Origin of the sequence: Actinoplanes lobatus (assembly GCF_014205215.1) — a bacterium.
GTDB lineage: Bacteria > Actinomycetota > Actinomycetes > Mycobacteriales > Micromonosporaceae > Actinoplanes > Actinoplanes lobatus.
Window position 1 is genome coordinate 7,378,123 of the sequence record NZ_JACHNC010000001.1, and the last position, 24,153, is coordinate 7,402,275.

A 24,153-nucleotide genomic window follows, 5' to 3' on the forward strand; every position below is an offset into this window, starting at 1 on the left:
TCCGCATCAATCCGATGCGGAGCCGCCATCGTCGATGCCCTCCGCAAGCCACCCGACGGTTTAGCTGCGGCACCCGATCGCGCAGACAGTCCAACATTCTGCCGGGCGGCCCGGCTGCTACCCCCGTGCCAGCTGAGGGAACGCTTGGCGCACGGCTGTGAACGCCTGCCGGTATCCGTCGCGTCCGTGGACGTATGCCAGGCAGACCAGCGTTTCGAGCGCTGCTGCCAGCGAGTCCTTCATCGCTGAGTGGAAGAGAGCGCTCATCGCCCAGTTCTGCGGGCACTGCTCCTTTCTCCCGTCAGGGGGAACGGGAACACTGGTCCGGGCGAGGTCGGCGGCGTTGAGAATCGACCAGACCGTCCCGCTGTCGTCGAACGGTGGAGGCACCCGCGTGCCTTTTCGTAGTGCGGCGACTGCCGGAGCGATCGGCGGAAGATCGACCAGGCCTGCCTGTTCCAGAGACCGCAGCGTCGCCCATGTCGCGATCTGCCGCTGAGTGGCGTCATCCGCGTCGGCGACGGCGAATTCCAGATCGATGTCCAGCCTGGAGATCGCGTCCAGGTACAGACCCTCGGCGTGGCGGAGCCGGTCGTTCGGGATCCGGTCGCCCCATCGCTTCCGTGCCTGCTGCGCCTGCTCCTCCGCTTCCTGCTGCTCGTCTTCCTGCTGTTCCTGGGAAGTCAGCGTCCGTCGGGCCCGGTGCCAGTACGCTGCCCGCTCGCTGTGTTGCTTCACGATCCGGCCGCCGGCCTGCGGGGCCGGCCAGAACTGCAGCAGGTACGCGTCAGGGGTCTCGTCGGTGGTGTCCGCCTCGTCCATCCCACGGACGCTGTACCGGACCCGGTAGGTATCCCGGGGCAGGTCGAACTCGAAGGCGTCGCCATCCAGCCCGGCAAGGACGACTCGGTCGGACATAGCCGTGTAGGAGACCTCTACGACGTCGTCCCAGCCGTCGTCGAGCGGCGGCTCGCTGGGGTACAGCTCGACCCGGAACGGGAGCCAGCCGGTGTGCGTACCGGTAGTCAGCGCGAGGACTCCCTCGACCCCTGCCCCGCATAGGCCGTTGCTTTCATCCGCCCAGGCATCGTCCGGGTCATACTCGATGTCGTACAAGTCTTCCCTGCTGGTCACCGAGGCCGAGCCGTACGTCACGAACACCCGCGGCTCGTCCAACAACACCGTCATCCCGAGACCTCTCGACCATCGGCATTCCCCGCCGCAGCCATGCCGTTTACATTATTGGACACCACCGCTGCGGGATTGCGTGACCAAACCAAATGGATCCCCTCGAGGTCACGCGCCGTGCTGGCCCTGGAACGGAAGACAAGTCGAACGGGCCGAGCAACGCCCACTGCTGATCAGTAACGTCACTCGGATACGGCTTTCGATCTCCATGACCGGCCTACGCCACAGCTACCAGCAACGTTGTGACCAGGATTCATCTTTAGCCATCGAGTGATCGCTATCTAAAGCGACCCGCAGAACGATCTCCAAACGGACGGCTCCGTTGCGTTGACCGTTGGGAAGATCGAGGCAGAGTTGGCCGATGGAGTCGGTAGCACGGTCTCGTCCCTGGTGTCCTCCCGGCTCGGCGTTCGCCGGGTTCCGTTTCCCGGCCGAGGTGATCGTGCTGGCGGTGCGCTGGTACCTGCGCTATGGCCTGTCGTACCGCGACGTCGAGGAACTGCTCGCCGAACGCGGGATCGAGGTCGATCACGTCACGGTCTACCGCTGGGTACAACGGTTCACGCCGCTGCTGGCCGACGCCGCACGATTCTCACGGCACGCGCCGGGCGACCGGTGGTTCGTCGACGAGACCTACGTCAAGGTCAACGGGGTGTGGCGCTACGTCTACCGGGCTGTCGATCAATACGGCCAGATCATCGACGTACTGGTCTCGACCCGCCGGGATGCCGCAGCGGCTCGACGCTTCTTGACCCGTGCCCTGCGGATGCTCAAGGTCATCCCGAGCGAGGTGGTCACCGACGCCGCGCCGGTCTACCGGGCTGTGCTCGACGAACTGGTGCCGGCGGCGTGGCACCACGTCGAGCAGTACGCGAACAACCCGATAGAAGCCGACCACGGTCAACTCAAACGCCGACTGCGACCGATGCGGGACTGCAGACTGATCGAACCGCACAGGTGGTGATCGCCGGGCACGCCTTCATGCAGAATCTGCGCCGCGGCCACTACGAACTCGCAGTCAACGTCCGTCCCGTGCTTCGGGTCGTCGCGGCGTTCACCGAACTCGCCCAAGCGATCTGACACCCGGTCCGGCCAGGGTCAGCATGCCCAGCGATCTCGCAACGCAACAGAGCCCGCCGCAGTTTGAGGGACCTCTTCCCGGTCACCGTGACCGGGCTCCGTAGCCGCGTGGCGACATTGAGGGTGAGGCGAGAGCCTCCCCCTGGCCACCAACGAGTGACCCGATACCCAGGTTGATTCGTGGGTAGATCGACTAATTCTATTGTTTCCCTGGGTATGGGCTTGTGGTCAGGGATGCGTTCTATTCAAAGCTAGAGGGAGGGCGTGTTGATTCGATTTCTCTCTAGGGGTCACGTTTGACGGATTGGTCACCACCCTCCAGCGAGACGCAAACCCGGCGCCGCAAGGCTGCCGAGATACTGAACGCGCCCAGGCCACCACGGGCCCCGCAGATGAGCCCGGCACAGATAACCGACCTTCTCCAGCAGATCGGCGACATCGGCGCCGCGCTGAGCGAGGCCGACCCAGCCGATCGAGCCGAGGTCTACCAGCAACTGGGGATCCGGCTTACCTATCACCCGGATACACAGAAAGTCCGCGTCCAGGCACAGCCTGCAGCGGACTCTCATGGGGATTTAGTTGTGTCCGAAGATCGACACACGCCTATGGCCAAAATACCATATTGCTATCTAGCACTATTCCACTCGCATAGCCGACGAGGAACCCGTCCGGTGAGAACTCACCCGGCCGGGTTCCTCGTTTGTGGGCCTTTGTATAGGTAGCCACAGCGGAGGAGCCGGTCAACGTCTCCGAGGACATTTCCAGGTGGACGATTCCAAGAACTTCTGCAGGTTGGAGATCGTTTGCCCTTTCGGCAGGGACCCGTCCTCCAGACGTTCGGGCCGGAGGAGTTGCTGACCTGCGTCGCGTCGTGGCCTTGGAGGCGGGCGCCATTCCCGCCGGCAGGCTTGGTCCGCCGCTTCCCGGCCGGTGTTTACGCGGCGAGGGGAACGCCCTTGAAGACCTGGTTGAGGTGCCAGGCGATGTGCTGGTCAGCAGGGAATAAGGTGCCAGGCCGTGTGCGGATCGCTTGGCCGTGGAGGTCGTAGACGGTCTTCTTGGCGGGGGGTGCGCGCCGAGTAGGACTCCGAGACGCAGATCGTCCTTTCGATGGTCAGGCCGAGGACGCCACGGTCGAAAAGCTTATGGTGCAGGCTGCATAGGGCGAGCCCGTTGCCGGAGTCGTCTGGCCCGCCAAGGTTGAACCAGCGGACGTGGGCCGCCTCAACGCCGACGGTGACGCCGAGGAGTTGCCCATCGAAACCGCAGAATGCGCACTGCCGGTCCCAGGCTTGCAAGATCAGCGGTGGCCATGTGCTGTCACGGGTGCGTTTCTTCGTGCCGCCCGGATCGGGCAGCACGTCCCGCGACTGCAGCACAGTATCCGGATCCAGACCGACCGCGGTCAGCACGTCAGGCGCCACGGTGTCGGGGAAGTGGCTCTGCGCCAGAGCGCGGGCAGCCGACACGATCAGTCCAGGATCACCGGTCAGCACCCGCTCAACGTCCTCGGTGAACCTACCGGTGACTTGCTGCGCGGTCAGTGGTCCGATGGCGTCCATCGGCGCATCGAAATCCAGCACCCAGATCTTGTCGGACCGCAACCGAGTAAATGGGTCCTAACCCGGGCCTACTGTCGGTTCGGTTGTCGGTTCGGTTGTCGGTTTGGTGGTGGGCGCCGTTGTCGGCACCAGCGTCTTTGTCGGGGTGATTGTCGTCGGCCGGGTCGTGGGCGGGACCGTTGCTGGACCGCCTCCCGGGCATGAGGTCACCGATCCGGTTTTGCCCCACGTGCACGTGTGGGCGGTGGCACCCGTCTTGGTACGGAGAGTGGCGGTGTCGCCGGTGTTGTTCCACACGTAGTTCCCGGACTGCCAGTACCGGTGCCCGGCCGGTTTGCCGTTGGTGCCCTTGCCGGTGTGTACGGTCAGCGCTTTCCCGGCGGCCAGCGTGCCGGCGAGCGTGTGCACATGGTTGGACTTGTCGCGGATGGTCCATCCGGCAAGGTCGACGCTTTTGCTGGTCTTGTTGGTGACCTGCACGTATTCGGCGTTCAAGCTGGCGTTGGTGCGGGTGTCGCTGCCGGGCGAGTTGTAGTAGACCTTCGTGAACCGAACGTTCGGGACCGCGGCGGTGGTTGACGCGGAGGCGTAGGTGATCCCGGCGGCGGTGACTGCGACCGTGGTGACGCCGACGGCGATCCACCGCCACGGCTGTCGGGTTGCGGGTGCGGCATCGGACGGTGAAGACATCCGGCCATCGTTCCAGCTGGATCTGGTGTGGGCAGTGCCTCGAACGTGTGGTCGCGGACTGGCCGTCCGGTCAGAGTTCGCCGTCAATGGCGTCCGTGAAGCGTGCGGCGACCGCGGCACGCCGTACTGATCGGAGACGTCGAGGGTGTGCGGCAGCGACAGCGTCGGCTACGGCGTCGACCTGGTCATCGTCACACCGCCCGCCGACGTGCCGGCATCCACGCTGACCGGTCGGGAGCGGAGGTTCTGGCCGCGTGGCCGAGGGTTTGACTAACCGGGAGATCGGTGAGTTGTTCTTCATCAGCGTACGAACCGTGGGAGTCCATCTCGGGCGCATCTTCGACAAGCTGCAGGTGCGTACCCGGGTACAGGCCAGGCGGGTCTTCTTGACGGCGGCCTGAGTCCGGCGGGCCGAGGCGCGGCGAGCCTCACACGCGGCTTGTCGCGAGCTCGGCGCGTTGCTCCGGATGGTCGTAGTAGTGCTTGACTGCCTGATACGCCGGGACCGTATTGGCGCGCAGCCATGACGATCGGGCCACTATGAACGGCAGTGCTTGCCCCTCGAAGGTGTGTAGCCTCCCGGTGTGCTGCCGCTGCCGCGTGCCGTCCAGCGGTAGGGCCTTGACGGTGATCCAGGGATCGGTGCCCTCCCGGGCCAGGATGTCGACGACCGCGTTCCACGGGACGAAGTGCTCGAGGACCAGCGACCGGTGGTAGATCCCGGACGTGGTCACTACCAGCGTGCCCGGTGCCAGGCGCAGCAGGACGACGAGGAACCAGCCGAGGAACCCGGCCGCCAGCGCCCAGCCGGTACCGGTGCCGTCGGTTGCCATCAGCACGGCGAAACCGGCGGCCAAGACGACCACGATGGCCACCGTCACCGCGAGCAGGTAGTAGGGCAGGCGGGCGTAGGGGAACGCCAGCCCTCGCTGTTTACGAGTGCTACGCCAGCGGATCAGCCGTCGGCGGCCGGGACGAGGAGAGCGGCGAGGATCGCGATGGCGGCCACGCCCGCGCAGGCCCAGAAGCCGGTGGTGAACGCGTCGCCGGCCGCCTCGGTCTCGGAGCCGTCGCCGCCGGACCAGGAGTGGAGGTGAAGGTTGACGGCGATCAACGTTGCTCCCGGTATTTGTTACACCAGTTGACCTAATGTGGCGGCCCGCATACCGTGATGACGCATCGACAGACCTCACTGTCCTGATGTTCGTGGGCAGAAAGGATCCGCTGTGTCCCCGCTCAGCGCATGCAGAACCCACCTCGCCGCCGTCATGGTCGCCATCCCCGCGTTCCTGAACACCTGGGCGCTTCTGCCTTCCGAGGCCGCCGTTGCCCCAGTCGCCGGCGGCGCCACCAAGAACAATCAGCTCTGAGCATGACCGTCTACATCGTCGGCGACTCCACCGCCGCCACCTATACCGCCGAAGCGGCACCCCAAACCGGATGGGGGCAGGTCCTGGCGGAGCTCATCGGTACCGACGTCGTCAACGCCGCCACGCCCGGGACCAGTTCGAAAAGCTTCATCGAGCTGGGTCTGCTCGACCCGATCCTCGACCGGATCACCGCCGGTGACTGCCTGGTCGTCTCGTTCGGGCACAACGACGCGAAGGCCGATGATCCAGCCCGGTACACCGAACCGGCGACGACCTATCCGGAGCATCTGTCGCGGTACGTCGACGGGGCGCGGGCCAGGGGAGCGGGCCCGGTGCTGGTCACGCCGGTCGAGCGCCGTCACTTCGACAGCTCCGGGGTCATCGTGCCCAGCCACGGCAAGTACCCGGCTGCGATGGCCGAACTCGCCACCGGCCTGGGCGTGCCATTGATCGATCTGACCGCGGCCAGCACCCGGCTGTGGAACGCGGAGGGGCCCGCGGGCACCAAGAAGTACTTCCTGCACGTGCCGGCCGGCAGGTACCCGAAGTACCCGGACGGTATCGAGGACGACACCCACTTTCTGGACTACGGGGCGAGGGCAGTGGCCCGCTTGGTCGCGTCCTCCCTGAACAGCCAGGTCAGGAGGACATGAGAATGGCACGCCTGAGAACCCGGGCCGCTGCGCTGATCGCCGGCTTGCTGGCAGCCGGGATCACCCCCGTCACGCCGGCCCGCGCGGCCGAGCCGGTCGCCCCGATCTACCTGGACACCCGCTACACCTTCGCCGAGCGGGCCGCCGACCTGGTGTCCCGGATGACACTCGCCGAGAAGGTGGCCCAGCTGCACACCAACAGCGCGCCGGCCATCGCGCGCCTGGGTGTGCAGCAGTACACGTACTGGAACGAGGGCCAACACGGCATCAACCGGCTCGGCGGCAACACCCGGCGCGGCAGTGTCACCGGCGGGGTGCACGCGACCAGCTTTCCCACCAACCTGGCCACATCGATGTCCTGGGATCCGGAGCTGATCTACCAGGAGACCACGGCCATCGCGGATGAGGCGCGGGGTCTGCTCGACAAGTCGCTGTGGGGCGTCGGGCAGAACAACATCGGGCCGGACCGGAACGCGTACGGCAATCTCAGTTACTGGGCGCCGACGGTCAACATGGCCCGCGACCCGCGCTGGGGCCGCAACGACGAGGGCTTCGGAGAGGATCCGCTTCTGGTCGCGAAGCTCGCGGGAGCGTACGTCAACGGCTTGCAGGGGCAGAACCGCACCGGTGAGCGGCTGACGCCGTACCTGAAAACCGCGGCCACCGCCAAGCACTTCGCGTTGAACAACGTCGAGGCCACCCGGCAGTCCGGCAGCTCGGACACCACCGAGGCGAACATCCGCAACTACTACACGCCGCAATTCCGCAGCCTGATCCAGGACGCCCACGTGTCCGGCCTGATGACGGCGTACAACCGGGTCAACGGCACGCCGGCGCCGGCCGATACCTACCTGGCCAACGTGCTGGCCGAGCGCACGTGGGGGTTCGCCGGCTACTCCACCTCCGACTGCGGCGCCATCACCGACATCTGGGCCGCCAACCGGCACAACTGGGCGCCGGCCGGCTGGACCACCGCCACCACGAACGGGCAGACGACCTGGACGAACCCGGCAACCGGGCAGCAACTCTCCGGAGCGGCCGGCGCGCAGGCCTGGGCCTTGCGGGCTGGTACGCAGCTGAACTGCAAGGGCGACGAGTTCACCCTCGCCAACATCGAGGAAGCCCTGGCCGCCGGGGTACTCAGCGAGGGCGTGCTCGACGACGCGCTCGTACGGGTCTTCACGACCCGGATGGCGACCGGCGAGTTCGACCCGGCCGACCGGGTGAGCTACACCGCGATCACGAAGGATCAGATCGAGAGCCCGGCCCACCAGCGGCTCGCCGATCAGGTGGCGGCCAACTCGCTGGTGCTGCTGAAGAACGACCCGGTGGACGGGACGGCCGTACTGCCGGCTGACCCGGCGAGCCTGCACCGTGTGGTCGTGGTGGGCAACCTGGCGAACACGGTCACGCTGGGCGGCTACTCGGGAGACCCGACCGTACAGGTCAGCGCCGTGCAGGGGATCAGGAACGCACTGCCGGGGGCCACCGTCACCTTCGACGCCTGCGCCACGTCGACCACCGCCACCACACCGGCCGTCTGCGGCGCGCAGACGCTGGCCGACCTACCGTCCGCCGACCTGGTCGTGGTCTTCGCCGGCACCGACCTCAACGTGGCGACCGAAGGCAAGGACCGTGCGACGCTCGCCCTGCCCGGCAACTATCAGTCCCTGATCGATCAGGTCAGCGCGGCCGGCAACCCGCGGTCGGTGCTGGCCGTCCAGGCCGGCGGGCCGGTGGCGATCGAGCAGGCGCAGCGGAAGTTCCCGGCGGTCGTCTTCGGCGCCTACAACGGCCAGAGCCAGGGCACTGCGCTGGCCGCCGTCCTGTTCGGTGCACAGAACCCCAGCGGGCACCTGAGCTTCACGTGGCAGAAGGACGACTCACAGCTGCCCGGCATCCAGAACTACGGGCTCACCCCGGCACAGACCGGTGGGCTCGGCCGCACTTACCAGTACTTCACCGGCACGCCCAGTTATCCGTTCGGGCACGGTCTGAGCTACACCAGTTTCGCGTACGGGAAGGTGCGTGCCGACCGCGAGACCACCACCCCGAACGGGCGGATCATCATCCGCTTCGACGTGACGAACACCGGTGCGAGAGCCGGCGCCACCGTCGCTCAGGTGTACGCCACCACGCCCGCCGTCGCCGGACTCGATCTGCCGGTCAAGCGGCTGGCCGGCTTCCAGAAGACCCGGGTCCTGCAGCCGGGCGAACGCCAGCAGATCGCGGTCCAGGTGCACGCCGCCGACCTCGCCTTCTACGACGAGAAGCAGCGCAAGCAGGTCGTCTACAACGGGCGCTATCAGTTCCAGGTCGCCACCGACGCGGCGCACGTCGCCGGCTCGGCCGACGTCCGGATCCACGGCCGCATCACCCCGCAGATCTCGTACGTGACCGTGCAGCCCGACCGGGTCCAGCTCACCCCGGGTGACACCGTGGAACTCGGCGACCGGAATCCGTGGATCGCCGACGACACCGCCCAGGCCGGCGGCCATGTGCGGGCCGACCGGGTCGTCGAGGCGGTCTACAACGACGAATCGTTCGCCGATCTGAGCCGGGCCGCGGTGACCTACCGCAGCAGCAACCCGCGCGTCGCCGCGGTCAGCCGGACAGGCCGGATCACCGCGATCTCGGCCGGTGTGGCCACCATCGCGGTCACCGTCGACGGTGTCACCGGCACCACGCCTATCGTGGTCAAGCAACCGTTCACCCTCGAGGTCCCGGCCCTGACCGCCGCCGGGAGCACCGTCACCGCCACCGTCACGCTGCCCAACCCCGGCCCGGTCCGGCTGACCGGTGTCACCCTCGTGCTCGACACCCCGCCGGGCTGGACGGCGGCCCCGGACGGCCCGGTCACGTTCGCCTCGGTCGCCCCGGGCCGGACGGTACGGGCGTCGTGGACGCTCACCGCACCGGACGATCCCGGAACGTACGACGTCACGGCCGGCGTCACCTTCCGCAGCACCAACGGGCCCGCGACCGCGTCCGCGCCGCGGACCGTGTCGCTGCCGTTCCCGTCACTCGTCTCGGCCTACAACAACGCCGGAGTCAGCGACGACGCGCAACCGGCGGCCGGCAACCTCGACGGCGGCGGCTATTCCTACTCCGCGCAGGCGCTGGCGGCGGCGACACCGGCCATCACCGCCGGCGGCACCGTCGACCACAACGGCCTCACCTTCACCTGGCCGGCGGTCGCCGCGGGCAGCGCCGACAACGTCGTCGCGGGCGGGCAGACCATCGAGCTCAACGGCTCGGGCACGAAACTCGGGCTGATCGGCACGGGCGTCAGCGGCACCGCCTCCGGCCCGGCCACCGTCACCTACACCGACGGCACCACGCAGACTGTCACGCTCACGTTCACCGACTGGTACGCGAACAACCCGCCGGCCGGCGGCGCTGTCGTCACGTCGCTCGCCTATCACAACACGGCGACCAGCCCACGGGTCCGTAAGGTCAGCCTCTACTACACGTCGGTCGCCCTCGACCCGGCCAGGACCATCCGTTACCTCACCCTTCCCAACCTCAGCCAGGGAGTGACCGCCGCCCAGACCAGCATGCACATCTTCACCACAGCCATCGGCTGAGTCACGGGCGCCGCACGCCGTCCCGGCCGGTGAAAGCCAGGCCGGGACGGTCAACTCCCGGTGCGTGTGATCCACGTGGACGGGTCGCGGCGTACATCATCGATGACGGTGAGGGCGGCCCCGATCACCGCAGCGTCCGGACCGATCGGCGCGGCCCGTACCTCGATCGGCGCCCACCGGGCGGTCAGCACCCGGTCGCGGATCTGCGTCTGGATCTGTTCGGTCAGCCACGTCGCGAGCAACGAGTAACTGCCATCGAGCAGGACCGTGTCGACGTCGATGAGGTTGATCAGCGCGGCGAGCGAGATGCCCAGCGCGGTGCCGGCCCGATCGAGGGCGGAGCGGACCTGCGGCGATCGGTCGGCCAGCACCCCGATGGTGACCGCCGGAGTCTGGTGCGACGCGGCCCCGGCCTGCTGCTCGTCGTCGGGCACGGCGGCGAGGATCGCCGCCAGGCCGGAGTACCCCTGCAGGCAGCCCTTGGCGCCGCAGGAACATGCCACGCCATCGGGCTCCACGGTGACGTGCCCGAGTTCGCCGCTCCAGCCACGGGCTCCACGCAGCAGTTCGCCATCCAGAACGATGCCCGCTCCCAGCTCGAAGTCGCCGAAGAGGCACACGAAGTTGCGCAGCTCCTTGTCGCTCGCGTGCCACTCCGCGAGGGCGGCCAGACCGGCCTCGTTCTCGACGGAGACGATCACGTCGTGCGATCCCAGCGCTGCGCGCAGCCGGGAGCCGGCGTCGAAGTCCCGCCACCCGATGGCCGGTGCGAAGCGGGCCCGGCTGCGATCCTGCACCGGCCCGGGAGCGGCGAGGGTGACGCCGGCGACGGTGAGTCCCTGCGCCTCGGCGGTGCTGATGGCGCCCTCGGCAATGGCGGCCAGATCGTCGATGGTCTGCTCGGGCGACGTCACCGGGTGAGGGCGCGCAGCGAATTCAAGATGGCGTACCGTGCCGGCGAAGTCCACGATGCAGGCGGCCAGGCTGCCTGTGCGGATGTCCAGGCCGAGGCCGGCCGGCCCGCTGCGGGACAACGTCAGGCCGATGGGTGGACGGCCGGTGCTGCGTGAGCGGTCGGGGCCGACCTCGGCGATCAGCCCTCCGGCCAGGAGGTCGTCGACCAGGCGGGACACTGTGGGCCGGGCCAGGCCGGTGGCGCGGGCCAGCTCGATCCGGGAGACCGGAGTCGTGTCCGCGGCGATCTGTTGCAGGATGAGGCCGAGGTTGTGGGCGCGGACGTTCTCCTGGCGGGCTGGTGCCAGGAAGCCGGATCCGGCGCGGCGAGCGGGTAGGGTCACGTCGCGAATTCCGCGGAGAGCGCGGCTGCCCGGTCGCGCGACAGGATGCCGTCCGCCACGGCTATGACGATCCGGCGGGCCATGGTGGCGCCCGGCTGGAGCATCAGCGGCGAATCCCAGGACAGCGATGAACCCACGCCGAGGTAGTCCCGGGTGCGCAGGAACCACGGGTCGTCTCGGGTCGCCGGGGTTGCGGCGATGAAAACCAGGGTCCACCAGCTGCGTTCGTCGGCCGCTGCGGACACCGCCAGCCACGGGGATCGGCAGCCGTGGACGGCCTCGGGGCCGTTACCGGTGGCCGCCGTGACCCGGCACTCGCCGAGCCCTGCGGGCGCCTGCCAGAAGAATCCGCCGAACCCCGCCCCGGCTCGGCCGACCGCGGCCGGACTCTGGATCCGCAGGGCTCGCCCGGTGCTGTTGGTCAGGGCAAAATCACAGGTCAGAGCCCATGAGTCGGCGTCGATGGGCCGGGCGGACCAGGTGCGCCGCTCGGTCAGCAACTGCTCGCGGTCGATCGACATCCACCGCAGCGAATGCCGCAACCGGGTCGGCGTGCGCTGCGCCCAGCGGACGTGCTCCTGCGTGCCGTGATTGTGCAGCCACGCCGGTCCGTGGCCTTCGACGAACGTGCGGCTGCCCCAGAAGTTGTGGCCGTCGATGTCCGCCACCGCGATGCTCACGCCGAGGTGGTGCAGGTGCGAGACCGGCCTCAACGCGGTGACCACGGTGCCCGCCATGGTCCGCACCGGATGCAGATAGGGGCGCGGTGACGTGGTGCCGGGCAGGTCGGGGCGCCATGCATACTCGGCGACCACCTGATCCCCGAGACGTAACACCGTCGGCTCAGCACGCACGGCAGCCCTCCAGCCAGGTGACCGCCGCCGGCTCAGCCAACCCGTCCATCCCCGACCGCCTTCTCCGAGCTCGTGATAGCCGGTGTGCAGGATAAGCGCACAGGGGTCTCACTCGGAAGCTCATCCATTGATGCTCTTGACTTCCTGGTCGCCGGTTAGTAATAGTCAGTTACAAAGTCCGGCCCGTCCGCCGCGCTTCCTTCCCCGCCCCGCTCCGTATCCGAAAGTGAGGCTCCGCCGATGGCGCGAAGCCGGCTCCTGCCTGCCCTCATCTCGACGGTCCTCCTCCTGGCCGGCATGATCGCCCCCACCCCGGCGCGGGCCGCAGGGCTGCGCCACGACATCGGCCGCGAGGTGCTCGGCCCTCGTGACGGCTGGGCATCGGCCGAGGGCGGCGTCACCGGCGGGTCCGCCGCGACCGCCGATCACGTCTTCGTCGTTCACGATCGCAACGAGTTGGCCGCGGCCGTGGCCGGCGACGAACCGAAGATCGTCTACGTCGCGGGACGTGTCGACGCCAATGTCGACGCGGCCGGCAACCCGCTGGACTGCGCCGACTACGCCGCGCCCGGCTGGGACTTCGGCGCCTACCTCGAGGCCTACGACCCGGCAGTCTGGACCGGCACGCCGACCGGTCCGCTGGAGGATGCCCGAAAAGCTTCCAACGCCAACCAGGGCAGGAGCGTCAAGATCCGGGTCGGGTCGAACACCACACTCGCCGGCCTGCCGCACTCGGCAATCACCGGGGCCCAGATCGAGCTGGAGTCCGTGCAGAACGTCATCCTGCGCAATCTGGCGCTGCACGACGCCTACACGTGCTTCCCGGGATGGAACGGCGACGCTTGGAAGACCGAGTGGGACAACCTGGCACTGAGCCACACCTCGCACGTCTGGATCGACCACGTGAGCATCGACGACGGTGACCATCCGGACGCCGCCGAGCCGCTGGTCTTCGGCCAGCACCTGCTGCGCCACGACGGACTGCTCGACATCGCCCGGCAGAGCGACCTGGTCACCATCTCCTGGAGCCGATTCTCCGGGCACGACAAGGGCATGCTGTGGGGCAACGGCGACACCGTCATCGCCGACCGCGGCAAGATCCGCGTCACCATGCACCACAGCGAGATCACGAACCTCGTCCAACGTGGCCCACGGGTCCGGTTCGGTCAGGTGCACGTCTACAACAACCTGTACCGCTCCACCGCCGGCTCGGGCTACCTGTACTCGTGGGGCGTCGGCACCGAGTCCCAGCTGTACGCCGAGAACAACGCGTTCCAGCTCGCCGCGCCGTTTACCGCGGCCACGATCATCTGGGTCTCCAGCGGCACCGCGATCCACGAGTCCGGCACTTTCGTCAACGGCCGCCCGACCAGCGTTCTCGCCGCCTACAACGCCGTGAACGACCCGGACCTGAGCCCCGACGTCGGCTGGACGCCGACCCTGCACACCCGCATCGACCCGGCCTGGGCCGTCCCGGGCCTGGTGCAGGCCGGCGCCGGCGCGCGATAGCCACCCGCCCGTACCCGCCGTAGCAGAGGGAATTGCGATGCTCACAGCACGTCTGCTCCTGGCCGCGATCGCCGCCGCCACAGCTGTCGTACCCGCCGCGCCGGCCGCCGCCCATCGGCTCGACGCCTCCGTCGACGGCTTCGCGGCCGTCGCCGGCAACGGACTCGTCACCACCACCGGCGGCGCAGGCGGCCGGGTGGTCACCGCGACCACTCTGGAAGACTTGAAGACGTACGCCGTCGCAACGCATCCGCTGGTCATCAGAGTGCGCGGTTCGATCGCAGTTACACCGTTCGGCGACATGATCAAGGTCGGCTCGGACAAGACCATCGTCGGCGCCGGCCCGGCCGCGGAGATCGTCGGCGGCGGCCTCTACATCAATCAGCAGCACAACGTCATCGTGCGCAACCTGACCATCCGCGACTCCTATGTGCCGGGTGACTGGGACGGCAAGGAATCGACCAACGACAACGACGGTATCCGGATCGACACCTCGCATCACATCTGGATCGACCACAACCGGATCGAACGGGTCGGCGACGGTGCGATCGACACCCGCAAGGACTGCGACTTCGTCACCGTGTCCTGGAACGTCATCGCCGACACCAACAAGGCGCTGGGCCTCGGCTGGACCACCAACGTGATCACGCACGTGACGGCGCACCACAACTGGATCCGTAACACGTTCCAGCGCAACTGGAGCATCGACAACGCGGCCGCCGCGCACCTCTACAACAACTACCTGCAGGACGTCGGCCAGTACGGCACCATGAGCCGCAACGCGGCCAAGGTCGTCGTCCAGAACAGCTGGTTCGACCACGTCAACGATCCGCTGGTGGCCAAGGACGCCGCCTCGGAACTGGTGCAGTCCGGCAACATCTTCGACGGCTCGAGCGGCCGGCGGGACACGGCCGGCACGGCTTTCGATCCGGCCACCTTCTATCCGTACGCGCTGGATCCGGCCGACCTGGTGCCGGATCTCGTCCGCGCCGGAGCCGGGCCTCAGAGCGCCGGTCAGCGACCGGCGACCAGCGTCGTCACGGTGGCGCTGGACGGCAGCGGCGACTACGCGAGTCTGATGGGTGCGCTGGGCGCGGCCCTGAACAGATCCGGCCCGCTCACCATCGTGATCAAGCCAGGCGTCTACCGTGAGGTCGTCCGCGTCTGGCAGGACATGCCCGGGGTGACCCTCGTCGGCACCGGCCGCAACCCGTCCGACGTGGTGATCACCTACGACATTTCGGCCGGTGGCACGAAGTTCTACGGCGGCACGTACGGCTCGGCCGGCAGCCCGACGTTCACCACGCTGGGCGATGACGTGACAGTACGCAACCTGACGCTGGCGAACTCCTACGACGAGTCGGTCATGCCGAGCCAGGCCCTCGCCGTCCGCACGGTCGGCGACCGGGCGATCTTCGACCGCACCCGCTTCGTCGCGGATCAGGACACCTACAAGGCCGACAGCCCCAACCGTGACCGGGTGAGTCGCACCTACCTGCACGACTGCTCCATCGAAGGCGACGTCGACTTCATCTACGGCCGGGGCACCGCGGTCTTCGACGGCTGCGAGATCTTCTCCAGCGACCGGGGCACGCCAGCCAACAACGGCTGGGCCACCGCGGCCAGCACCAGCGACGACAACCCGTACGGCTTTCTCTTCACTCACAGCCGTTTCACCAGCGACGCCGCCGACAACAGCGTCCACCTGGGCCGGCCGTGGCACCCGGGCGGCGACGTACGCGCCATTGCCCAGGTGGTCATCCGCGACTCTTACCTCGGTCCGCAGATCGCCGACGCGCCGTGGACCGAGATGAGCGGATTCCCCTGGCAGCAGGCGCGGTACTTCGAATACCGCAACACCGGGCCGGGCGCCGCCGTGAACGAGAACCGTCCGCAGCTCGATCCGGCCAAGGCAGCGGACTTCACGAGAGAGACCTACCTCGCCGGCACCGATCGCTGGCAGCCGTGGCGGTTCTGCGGCCACGGATGACCTGGCGCGCCTCGATAGCCAGCCGCCGCTATCGATCGATGCGCGGGCTATCCACTTTCTCGTTTCCTGTTATCTCGCCGTCGGTCGGTCGCACTACTAGACGTCTTCCCCGGGTCGTCCTCGGCCGGGGGAGCCGGTTTCACTCCGACAATGCGAGAGGAATCCTGCAGATGCCCGGGATCCGAAGAAGAATGCGGCTGCTCCTGGCCGCCGTGGTGCTGGCCGTCCCCGGCACCCTGATCGGCTACACGGCGTTGCCCTCCGATGCGGCCGTCGTGCCGGCCGCCGGCGGGACATATCAGCTGGCGGTGACCAAGAGCGGCATGTGCATCGACGTGACCGCCGGATCGACGGCCAACAGCGCGCTGCTGCAGCAGTGGGGCTGTGCGGACGGCGCGACCTGGCAGCAGTTCAAGCTGGTCGCGGTCGGCTCGAACTACCAGTTGGTCAACGTCAACAGCGGCAAGTGCATCGACGTGCCGGACTTCTCCACCACGTCCGGCGTGCAGTTGCAGCAGTACACCTGCGTGTCCAGCCAGGCCAACCAGCAGTGGAAACTCACGGCGAGTGGTACTGGCACCTACCAGATCATCGGGGTCGGCAGCGGCCTGTGCATCTCCGACAAGGACGCGTCCACCGCCTCCGGCGCGGCGATCATCCAGGAGACGTGCACTGCCAACTCCAACAAGCAGTGGGCGTTCAACCCGGTCGGCACCACCGCCCCGGCGGGCAGCCTGGTCGTGGCCAAGGACGGCACCGGCCAGTACACCACCGTGCAGGGCGCGGTCGACGCGGTGCCGACCGGCAACACCAGCCGGGTGACGATCGCGATCAAGGCCGGTACCTATCGGGAGAGCGTGGTCATCCCGTCGAACAAGCCCTACATCACCTTCCAGGGCCTCGGCTCCAGCCCGGCGAACACGGTGATCGTCAACAACAAGCCCGCCTCGACCGCCGGCACCACCGGTTCGGCCACGGTCTACGTGCAGGCCAAAGAGTTCAACGCCACCAACCTGACGTTCAACAACGACTACGACGAGACGGTGGCCGCGTCCCAGGCCCTCGCGCTGGCCCTGTACGGCGACAAAGCGATCCTCAAGAACGTCCGGATCACCGCCGACCAGGACACCCTGCTCATCTACAACAGCGCCCGCGCGTACATCGCGAACTCATACATCGAAGGCACCGTCGACTTCATCTACGGCAACGGCAGCGCGGTCTTCAACGCCTGCACCATCTACGAGAAGCGCAGCACCGGCGGCCCCATCACCGCGGCCAACACCCCGTCGACCCAGACGTACGGATTCCTCATCTACAAGTCGACGATCACCGGCGCGACCAGCAACACCACCACGCTCGGCCGACCCTGGGGCCAGAGCGCCCAGGTGGTCTACCGCGAATCGTCGCTGAGCGCGACCATCGCCACCGCCCAGCCGTGGGTCAACATGTCCACCAACACCTGGCAGAACGCCCGGTTCTACGAATACAAGAACACCGGCTCCGGTGCGACCGTCAACAGCAACCGGCCGCAGCTGACCGATGCACAGGCGGCCAACTACACACCGCAGAAATACCTGGCCGGCACCGACGGCTGGAATCCGGTCGGCTGATGCCACGAACGCCGGTCCATCCACCACGAGTGGTGGATGGACCGGCGACTTGTCGTGGAGGATCTCGGTTTCCCGTTTCCGGAAACCCCGAAAGCCGCCTCATACACCACGCCAGCCGACGTGACCTCGAGTAGTCGTAGATGTTGCCTTCCCACGTGTATTGGGTGTGTAAAGAGATCGGCTGATCTGGGTTTGTGAGTTGGATCAGTGGATGGCCGGGTCGAGCCGGCCTTCGAAGGCGGTCTGGAAGGCGTTCAAGGGGGCTTTCCAGCGCATGGTCCATCGGCGGCGGCCGGCGCCGGTCGGGTCGAGGCTCATCAGTGCCAGGTAGATGCACTTGAGAGCGGCGGTCTCGTTGGGGAAGTGGCCGCGGGCCCGGCAGGGTTCTTCGGCAGCAGGACCATGGCGAGTACGGCGTATGGCACGCCTACGAAGAAGCCCAACCGCCAGCCGAACTCGTCCGTGTCGATGACAATGGCCGCATGCTCGTGCTCGGAGCGCATCATCGGCCACTGTCATTCCGGCCTCCATCAGTTGCCCGGGGCGGCCGTATCGAGAATGGTTGCCCGGGCAGCTAGGTCTGCTCAGGGAGCCGGAACGCGGACGCGGGCGACGTTGTCGATGCGGCCGAACGGCGTGTCCGGGTCGCCGTCGCGCTGGGCGCTGACCCGCACGGCGGCGTAGCGGGTGCCCGGACCGTTGCAGGTGTGCGAGCGTTCCAGCACGACCTGGGCGGTGGGCTCGACGACATCGTCCAGCTCGTACTCGCCGTCGCCGTCGAGGTCCCACTGCACCCGTACGATCGGGGCCGCGCCCGGCGGCACCTCGGCGACCGCTCGGACCACATCCCCGGCATGAGTCAGGGTGATCACGGGCTGGACGCCGCCGCGCTCGCCGGCCGCCGGAGGGACGGTGACCTGGCCGTCGGTGACTGTGTAATGGGTGTCCGCCGCCGGTTGGGCGCCGTTCTCCACCCAGTCGGCCAGGCTGCGCAGCGCCTCGTGCAGTACGCCGAGGTAGCTGACCGTGTGCGCCGGATGTTCCTGTCGCTCGTCGTCGCCGTGCAGGGCGTTGTCGACGTACCAGAGCCGGACGTCGTCGGGGGCGTGTTCTGCGACCTTGTCCCGGTACCAGGCGGCCTGCCAGGGAAAGGCCTCCCGGTCGAGCAGGCACGCCACGATGATCATTTTTCCGGTGATCTTTCCGGTCTGGACGGTTCCGGCGGCGCCCGCGGCGAACATCGGGCCGAGTTGCATCGGGCGCTGTGGCAGCAGGGGAGTGCCGTCGGCGGCGCGGAACTGGTCCCACACCGAGTATTCCGGGCTGGGGACCTGGTGGCGGTGGTAGGTCTGGGCAGCCAGAAGGTTGCTGTTGTCGATCTCGACGGTGTCCCCGGGGATCAGTTCGGCCGCCGCGTTGTCGAGGTCGGGCATGTCGAGCACGGCCAGATCGCCGTGTATGCCCTTGAGGCGTAGCCGCAAACCGCTCGGCAGGATCAGCTCGGCGCCCCGCGTGGTGACGTCCGGGGCGTGGGCGAGGCGTACCGCGACCACGGTGTCCTGGCCGGTGTGCGCGCCCTTGAAAGCCTCGTCGACGCCGCCTTGCGGGGCTTGCCCGGCTTCGGCGTACGGGCCGAGCTCGGGGCGGTCGGCACGGGTCACCGTGGCGGTGACCTCGGTGGTCAGGCAGACCCGGTCGCGGTGCACGGAGGAGTCCGGGTCGGCGCCGAGGTAGCCAGGGACTGTCCAGAAGTCAGTGAAGTAGCCGGGGTCGACCGCGACGATGCCGGGGTAGATCGTGGAGAACGCGTGCGAACCCATGGTCCGGTGGCCGAACCAGGAACGGACCGGGAAGCCCATCCGGGTCACCTCGGCGAACGCGTCCCGCTGCTCGGCGTTCAGATCGGGGTACGGATCGCCGTCGCCGCCAGCGTCGAAGGCGTCGACGATCCGCTCGAATTTGCCGTCCAGCAGCCGCTGGGCGTGCATCCGCACGGCGAAGACGTTGGGCGCCGCGACCGGGCTGCCCGGGACGTACGGGACGAAGCCGTCCCAGACTCCGGCGGTGTTCTCCGCTCCGCCGATGGTCCGATATGCGCCGCCGCTGCCGCCGTAGGCATACCCGTACGTCCGATGTTCGCCGTAGACCTGTTGGGCGACGGCTTTTGAATGCGCGGCCGCAGCCGCGTTGGCGCGGAATCCGGCGATCGTCGGGTCGGCGCCGGAGCCCGGGCCGCCGGACTGGCCGCCGCCGTTGGTCTCCAGGAAGTAGCCGCCGGCGCTGAACGCGAAGCCGATCTTGTCTGCTTGCCCGGTCGCCGTCTGTGCGAGGTGTTCGCTCTCCGGCACCGGGGTGATGTGCTGGAAGAACCGGCCCTGATAGCGGTCGGCCGGCGGGAAGTAGATCGAGAAGCGGGTCTCGGTGCCGGTGAAACCGCCGTGCACGTAACGGTGCGGGTGCGGCGTCTCGCGCCACTCGTCGACGTCGACGTACGGGTGCTCGAAAGTCATGGGGTTCCTAGATTCCGTTGGTCGGGTCGTTGAGGAGGGCCAGGGCGCGCATCCAGTTCTCGCAGGTCAGGCGGCGGATGCCGTCGATCAGGGACTGGCCGACATCGAACGTCGGGTCGGTCAGGCGCATGAAGGTGAGGCCCTCCCACAGCGCGATCACCTGCCGCGCGGTCTCCCGCGGGTCGAGCCCGGGATGCGCTAGCCCGGCCTTCTGCCGCCCGGCGATCAGCCGGGCGAAGATCGCCATCGCTCGTTCGGTGCGCCGCGTGAAGTACTCGCCGGCCGGGTGGCCGGGAGTGGCTGCCTGCCCCTTGAGCACGACGAACAGGCGCAGCCGGTTCTCGCTGATCGACACGGTGGCATCGGCATTGCTTCGCAGCGCATCGAGATCGAGGATCGCGCCCTCGTCGGTGTCGACCAGGATTGCCGCCTCGATGTCGTCCATCCGCTCGAGCGCGGCCACGAGCAGATGGTCCTTGGTCGGATAGTGGTACAGCACGGTCGGCTCGCTGGAGCCGGACCGGGCGGCGACCTGCGCGGTGGTGACGCCGTCGTGGCCGAGTTCGTCGACCAGATCGACGACCGCCAGCACGATCTGCTCGCGGCGCTCGCGGGAGCGCTGGTAGGGGCCGCGTTTGCGGGACGGTGCGGTGTTCATGCCAACCTCCGACGCGAATATTGAGTGCAAGCTAGCAATCCAGTCGACTGGTCAGCAAGAACTCCGGAAATCTTCTTGACACAGGCCCTGAATTCAACCTTTACTCAGTTTTCACGTGAGCCAGGTCGCACTTCGGCTCCGCTCCGTTTCTTCGCCGGGCTGTTCAAGGGGTTCCCGTGACAATTGATCAAGCGTCGCCGGTCACCCCCGGCACCTCGATGACCTACCGGGGCGGCAGGACGTTCCGCCGATACCTGCTCTGGTACACCCTCGCGTTCGCCGCGATCACCGCCGTCTGGGGCGGCATGCTCGGCGTGCTGCTGCCCAACCAGGTCCAGATGATCGAGTTCGCGAACTGGTTCACCGGCGCCGACGCCGGCGTAGACCTGACCGCGCTCAACGACCTGAAAGCCGCGGTCGCCGCCGGCACCACGACAGCCACCGCCGAACAGCAACGGCTGCTCGACCTACTCGCGGGCTTCGACGCCGCCCGAGCCCGAGCGCTCGCGCTGGTCACCTCGCTCGCGGTGGTCGTCACCATGCTGGTGCAGCCGGTCGTCGGAGTGCTCTCCGACCGCACCCGCAGCCGGTTCGGGCGCCGCGCCCCGTGGATGATGTTCGGCGCGATCGTCGGCTCCGGCTTCCTGATCGCGGTCCGTTACGCGCCCACGATCGCGGTGCTCGCCCTGCTCTGGACCTGTGCCCAAACCGTTCTGAACATGATCCCCGGAACGCTGCAGACCACCGTCCCCGACCGCGTCCCCGAGGAGAAAGTCGGCACCACCTCCGGCATCGGCGGCCTCGGGAACTTCGCCGGTGGCATCGTCGGCGGCATCGGAGCCGGCGTCCTGCTGCCGCTGATCGGCCTGGACGTGATCTACGGGTATGCGGTCCTGGTCGTGGCCGGTGTCACCGGTTTCGTCCTGCTGCTACGCGACCGCCCGTCGACCGATCTGGTGGTGCCGCGACACCGCTGGCGACCGTTCTTCCGCGGCTTCCTGATCCCGCTGCGTGACCACGACTTCCGCTGGGTCTGGCTGGCCCGCATCCTGCTCACCTTCGGCTATGCGGCGTCAACCACGTTCGCCCTGTTCATGCTGCAGAGCTACATCACCCCGGCGCTGAGCCTCACCGAAGCCACCCGGCTGACCCCGTTGCTGACCGCCGTCTCACTGCCCGGCACCATCATCGCGCTGCTGCTGGCCGGCCGGCTCTCCGACCGGATGGGCCGCCGCAAGCCGCTGGTCATCGCCTCCTCCGTGCTGATGGCGTTCTCGATGCTCGTCCCGCTGCTCTGGCCGGCGCTGCCCGCACTGTTCCTGCAGAGCATCCTGGCCGGCATCGCCTTCGGCATCTACCTGCCGGTCGACCAGGCACTCTTCATCGACGTGCTGCCGGACAAGGACGCCGCCGGCCGCGACCTCGGCATCGCCGGCCTGGGCTCCAACCTCGGCCAGGCCCTCGGCCCGGTCCTAGCCGGCCAGGTCGTCGCCTTGACCGGCGGTTACCGCGCGGTCTGGGCCGTTGCCCTCGTGCTGTCCGCGATCGGCGCGGTCGCCATCCTCCGGGTCCGCAACGCCCGGTGACCACCCCACAGGAGAACCCCGTGCCAGCCCTGCCCAGTCCACTGCTTCCCGGCTTCCACCCGGACCCGACCGCCGTGCTCGTCGACGGCCTCTACTACGTGGTCACCTCGACCTTCGAGTACCTGCCGGGCCTGCCGATCTACCGTAGCCACGACCTGGTCACCTGGGAGCAGATCGGCAACGTCGCGACCCGGCCCGAACAGCTCGGCATCGAGCAGGCAGCGTCCGGGCTGGGAGTGTGGGCGCCGACGCTGCGCCACCACGACGGCCGGTTCCACCTCATTGTGATCATTACCGGCAGCCCGCGCGGCTGCGTCGTGTTCACCGCCGAGAACCCGGCCGGGCCCTGGGACGACGGCATCACCATCAACGGGATCGAAGGCATCGACCCCGACCTGGCCTGGGACGACGACGGCCAGGCGTACGTCACCTACTCCGGCTTCGTCGCGACCGGACCGGACGCCGGCACACATCACGGCATCCAGCAGGTCCGCGTCGACCTGACCGCAGGCAAGGCCCTGGAAGCACCGCGCTCGCTCTGGTCAGGCACCGGGCGGCAGTTCCCCGAAGCGCCGCACGTCTTCCGGCGCGGCGAACACTGGTACCTGCTGATAGCCGAAGGCGGCACCGAACGCGGCCACGCCGTCAGCATCGCCCGCGGCCCGGCCATCACCGGCCCCTTCGAAGGCGCGCCGGCCAACCCGATCCTCACCGCCAGCGGCCAGGCCAGCCGCATCCAATGCACCGGCCACGCCGACCTCGTCGCCGGCCCGGACGGCGGCGACGACGTGCTGATCCTGCTGGGGGTCCGGACACTGGGCCGGACCGCGGCGTTCTCCCCGCTCGGCCGGGAAACCTTCGCGACCACGGTCACCTGGCAGGACGGCTGGCCCCGGCCGCAGCCGCTGCCTACCGTCCCTCGCACGGGCTTGTTCGAGGAGACCTTCGACTTCGCCGGCCCGGCGGCGCTCGACGATCCCGGCTGGCTCGCCATCGGCCGCGCACCCGCACAGGTCGCATCTCTCACCGAGACGCCGGGACGGCTGACCCTGCACGGCGTCGCCGGCGGCATGCGGGCCTTCCGGCCCAGCTTTATCGGCCGCAGGCAACGTCACCTGACCAGCACGTTCACCGCAACGATCGATGCCAGCGGCGGCGCGGGCGGGCTCGCCTGCCGCTACGACGAGAACATCCACCTGTCGCTCGAAGCCCGCGGCACCACGGTCACAGCCACGGCCAAACTGGCCGATCTGGAACAGAACTGGACCGTGCAGATCCCGGCTGGCGAGGTCGAACTACGCATCGAGACCCGCCTGCCGGAACCAGGCCGGAACACGGCCAACGACGGCGCCGACCGGATTCGGCTGATCGCCGCGGGTGTCTGCCTCGTTGAGCTCGACGGCCGATACTGGTCCTGCGAAACTGCGGCTTCGTTCACCGGCCGGGTCACCGGCGTCTTCGCCGCCGAGGGGACGGTCACGGTTAGCCGGTTCGGCTACTACGGACAGGAAATCTGACGACTGGATCCGAACCCCTACCGAAAGAGGTCGCAGGCACCCGCGCGAAGCTGAAGCGCCTCGTCGCACGCGAGATCGCCACCGAAACATAGCCCGGAATTCGCCTGATCCGGAAACGGACTAAACCTACCGGAACGTCCTCTCAGGTGCCGGTGTGCCACTGTGTGCCAATAGCGGGGGCTTATCCGGTGACAGGTGCTGCAGTGCATCCGGTCGAGGTGCGGAGCGACCTGGGCGGCGATGTCGGCTTCGGCGCATGCCCAGTCCAGCGGGGTCACGCGGGCCTGGAACCAGCGTTGTTCTTGGTGGTGTTGCAGGGCCGCTCGTCCGGCTGCGCGATAGGTTTCGACGGCTTCCGCCAGGTCGGCGTCGGTGCCGTAGTCGGCTGATGTCGGGTGGCCGGCGATGAGGCTTTCGACGCGGGCGGCGAGCGGGGCTGTGGTCAGGTGATCAGTAGGCATGCGTCCCACCTCGTACGGGGCGGCCGGCCG

General features: G+C 68.2%; 17 protein-coding genes and 4 pseudogenes. 10 read left to right on the forward strand and 11 right to left on the reverse strand.

Features of this window, described 5'->3' with window-relative positions:
* Positions 1-117 precede the first annotated feature (117 nt).
* Entirely contained in the window at positions 118-1,188 is a 1,071-nt protein-coding gene (locus BJ964_RS33640) for a hypothetical protein (RefSeq protein WP_188124414.1), read from the reverse strand.
* A gap of 361 nt (positions 1,189-1,549) precedes the next feature.
* Between BJ964_RS33640 and BJ964_RS33645 the strand changes: the two are divergent.
* Positions 1,550-2,268: pseudogene (locus tag BJ964_RS33645) on the forward strand (IS6 family transposase).
* Positions 2,269-3,202: 934 nt separating this feature from the next.
* On the opposite strand, the pseudogene BJ964_RS33650 reads toward BJ964_RS33645, so the two are convergent.
* Together BJ964_RS33650 and BJ964_RS33655 are read right to left on the reverse strand one after the other, a co-directional pair.
* Positions 3,203-3,884: pseudogene (locus BJ964_RS33650) on the reverse strand (phosphorothioated DNA-binding restriction endonuclease); the annotation flags it as partial.
* A gap of 3 nt (positions 3,885-3,887) precedes the next feature.
* Positions 3,888-4,520 (reverse strand): lamin tail domain-containing protein, encoded by a 633-nt coding sequence (locus tag BJ964_RS33655; protein WP_188124416.1) that lies wholly within the window; start codon positions 4,518-4,520, stop codon positions 3,888-3,890.
* Positions 4,521-4,737: 217 nt separating this feature from the next.
* On the opposite strand from BJ964_RS33655, the pseudogene BJ964_RS33660 reads away from it, so the two are divergent.
* Positions 4,738-4,921, forward strand: a pseudogene (locus BJ964_RS33660) (response regulator transcription factor); the annotation flags it as partial.
* A 27-nt stretch (positions 4,922-4,948) separates the two neighbouring features.
* On the opposite strand, the gene BJ964_RS33665 reads toward BJ964_RS33660, so the two are convergent.
* Positions 4,949-5,386 (reverse strand): hypothetical protein, encoded by a 438-nt coding sequence (locus BJ964_RS33665; protein ID WP_188124418.1) that lies wholly within the window; start codon positions 5,384-5,386, stop codon positions 4,949-4,951.
* An 89-nt stretch (positions 5,387-5,475) separates the two neighbouring features.
* Positions 5,476-5,634, reverse strand: coding sequence for a hypothetical protein (locus BJ964_RS33670; RefSeq protein WP_188127586.1), 159 nt, complete (start codon positions 5,632-5,634; stop codon positions 5,476-5,478).
* A 112-nt stretch (positions 5,635-5,746) separates the two neighbouring features.
* Between BJ964_RS33670 and BJ964_RS33675 the strand changes: the two genes are divergently transcribed.
* From BJ964_RS33675 to BJ964_RS33685, 3 genes are read left to right on the forward strand one after another with little or no spacing between them, the layout of a single operon-like run.
* Positions 5,747-5,890: a hypothetical protein gene (locus BJ964_RS33675; RefSeq protein WP_188124419.1), complete on the forward strand. Its 144-nt coding sequence runs from the start codon at positions 5,747-5,749 to the stop codon at positions 5,888-5,890.
* 2 nt (positions 5,891-5,892) lie between these two features.
* Positions 5,893-6,543: a rhamnogalacturonan acetylesterase gene (locus BJ964_RS33680; protein WP_188124420.1), complete on the forward strand. Its 651-nt coding sequence runs from the start codon at positions 5,893-5,895 to the stop codon at positions 6,541-6,543.
* A gap of 2 nt (positions 6,544-6,545) precedes the next feature.
* Positions 6,546-10,130, forward strand: a complete 3,585-nt coding sequence (locus BJ964_RS33685) for a glycoside hydrolase family 3 C-terminal domain-containing protein (RefSeq protein WP_229807377.1) — start codon at positions 6,546-6,548, stop codon at positions 10,128-10,130.
* A 50-nt stretch (positions 10,131-10,180) separates the two neighbouring features.
* Here the strand turns inward: BJ964_RS33685 and BJ964_RS33690 are convergent, their stop codons facing one another.
* Together BJ964_RS33690 and BJ964_RS33695 are read right to left on the reverse strand one after the other, a co-directional pair.
* Complete coding sequence (locus BJ964_RS33690; protein WP_229807378.1) at positions 10,181-11,428, reverse strand: ROK family transcriptional regulator; 1,248 nt, start codon at positions 11,426-11,428, stop codon at positions 10,181-10,183.
* A complete protein-coding gene (locus BJ964_RS33695) occupies positions 11,425-12,282 on the reverse strand; it encodes a DUF6807 domain-containing protein (RefSeq protein ID WP_188124422.1) in 858 nt (285 codons plus the stop codon). Before BJ964_RS33695 ends, BJ964_RS33690 begins: the two co-directional genes overlap by 4 nt.
* A gap of 240 nt (positions 12,283-12,522) precedes the next feature.
* On the opposite strand from BJ964_RS33695, the gene BJ964_RS33700 reads away from it, so the two are divergent.
* The 3 genes from BJ964_RS33700 (at position 12,523) to BJ964_RS33710 (ending at position 17,391) form a co-directional block, all read left to right on the forward strand.
* On the forward strand, positions 12,523-13,791 hold the full coding sequence (locus BJ964_RS33700) for a pectate lyase family protein (RefSeq protein ID WP_188124423.1): 1,269 nt from the start codon (positions 12,523-12,525) through the stop codon (positions 13,789-13,791).
* Positions 13,792-13,828: 37 nt separating this feature from the next.
* Positions 13,829-15,781 (forward strand): pectinesterase family protein, encoded by a 1,953-nt coding sequence (locus tag BJ964_RS33705; protein ID WP_188124424.1) that lies wholly within the window; start codon positions 13,829-13,831, stop codon positions 15,779-15,781.
* Between the two features lie 170 nt (positions 15,782-15,951).
* Complete coding sequence (locus BJ964_RS33710) at positions 15,952-17,391, forward strand: pectinesterase family protein (RefSeq protein ID WP_188124425.1); 1,440 nt, start codon at positions 15,952-15,954, stop codon at positions 17,389-17,391.
* Positions 17,392-17,595: 204 nt separating this feature from the next.
* Here BJ964_RS33710 and BJ964_RS33715 read toward each other — a convergent pair.
* The 3 genes and pseudogenes from BJ964_RS33715 to BJ964_RS33725 form a co-directional block, all read right to left on the reverse strand.
* A pseudogene (locus tag BJ964_RS33715) lies at positions 17,596-17,769 on the reverse strand (IS256 family transposase); the annotation flags it as partial.
* 206 nt (positions 17,770-17,975) lie between these two features.
* Positions 17,976-19,901 (reverse strand): hypothetical protein, encoded by a 1,926-nt coding sequence (locus BJ964_RS33720; protein WP_188124426.1) that lies wholly within the window; start codon positions 19,899-19,901, stop codon positions 17,976-17,978.
* A 7-nt stretch (positions 19,902-19,908) separates the two neighbouring features.
* Positions 19,909-20,559 carry a TetR/AcrR family transcriptional regulator gene (locus tag BJ964_RS33725; RefSeq protein WP_188124427.1) on the reverse strand — a complete coding sequence of 217 codons (651 nt, stop codon included), beginning with the start codon at positions 20,557-20,559 and terminating at the stop codon, positions 19,909-19,911.
* 176 nt (positions 20,560-20,735) lie between these two features.
* Here BJ964_RS33725 and BJ964_RS33730 point away from each other — a divergent pair, with 176 nt between their 5' ends.
* Together BJ964_RS33730 and BJ964_RS33735 are read left to right on the forward strand one after the other, a co-directional pair.
* Complete coding sequence (locus BJ964_RS33730) at positions 20,736-22,145, forward strand: MFS transporter (protein WP_188124428.1); 1,410 nt, start codon at positions 20,736-20,738, stop codon at positions 22,143-22,145.
* A 20-nt stretch (positions 22,146-22,165) separates the two neighbouring features.
* Positions 22,166-23,662, forward strand: coding sequence for a glycoside hydrolase family 43 protein (locus BJ964_RS33735; protein WP_188124429.1), 1,497 nt, complete (start codon positions 22,166-22,168; stop codon positions 23,660-23,662).
* Between the two features lie 17 nt (positions 23,663-23,679).
* Here the strand turns inward: BJ964_RS33735 and BJ964_RS33740 are convergent, their stop codons facing one another.
* The gene (locus tag BJ964_RS33740) at positions 23,680-24,123 is read right to left on the reverse strand and encodes a hypothetical protein (protein WP_188124430.1); all 444 of its coding nucleotides are present in this window, start codon (positions 24,121-24,123) and stop codon (positions 23,680-23,682) included.
* Positions 24,124-24,153 lie beyond the last annotated feature (30 nt).

What these genes read in the sequence shown, in the direction of transcription:
- BJ964_RS33700 (WP_188124423.1), top strand. Translation starts at nt 12,523, where the DNA reads ATGGCGCGAAGCCGGCTCCTGCCTGCCCTCATCTCGACGGTCCTCCTC.
- BJ964_RS33725 (WP_188124427.1), bottom strand. Translation starts at nt 20,559, where the DNA reads ATGAACACCGCACCGTCCCGCAAACGCGGCCCCTACCAGCGCTCCCGC.
- BJ964_RS33710 (WP_188124425.1), top strand. Translation starts at nt 15,952, where the DNA reads ATGCCCGGGATCCGAAGAAGAATGCGGCTGCTCCTGGCCGCCGTGGTG.
- BJ964_RS33720 (WP_188124426.1), bottom strand. Translation starts at nt 19,901, where the DNA reads ATGACTTTCGAGCACCCGTACGTCGACGTCGACGAGTGGCGCGAGACG.
- BJ964_RS33685 (WP_229807377.1), top strand. Translation starts at nt 6,546, where the DNA reads ATGGCACGCCTGAGAACCCGGGCCGCTGCGCTGATCGCCGGCTTGCTG.
- BJ964_RS33640 (WP_188124414.1), bottom strand. Translation starts at nt 1,188, where the DNA reads ATGACGGTGTTGTTGGACGAGCCGCGGGTGTTCGTGACGTACGGCTCG.
- BJ964_RS33680 (WP_188124420.1), top strand. Translation starts at nt 5,893, where the DNA reads ATGACCGTCTACATCGTCGGCGACTCCACCGCCGCCACCTATACCGCC.
- BJ964_RS33740 (WP_188124430.1), bottom strand. Translation starts at nt 24,123, where the DNA reads ATGCCTACTGATCACCTGACCACAGCCCCGCTCGCCGCCCGCGTCGAA.
- BJ964_RS33655 (WP_188124416.1), bottom strand. Translation starts at nt 4,520, where the DNA reads ATGTCTTCACCGTCCGATGCCGCACCCGCAACCCGACAGCCGTGGCGG.
- BJ964_RS33705 (WP_188124424.1), top strand. Translation starts at nt 13,829, where the DNA reads ATGCTCACAGCACGTCTGCTCCTGGCCGCGATCGCCGCCGCCACAGCT.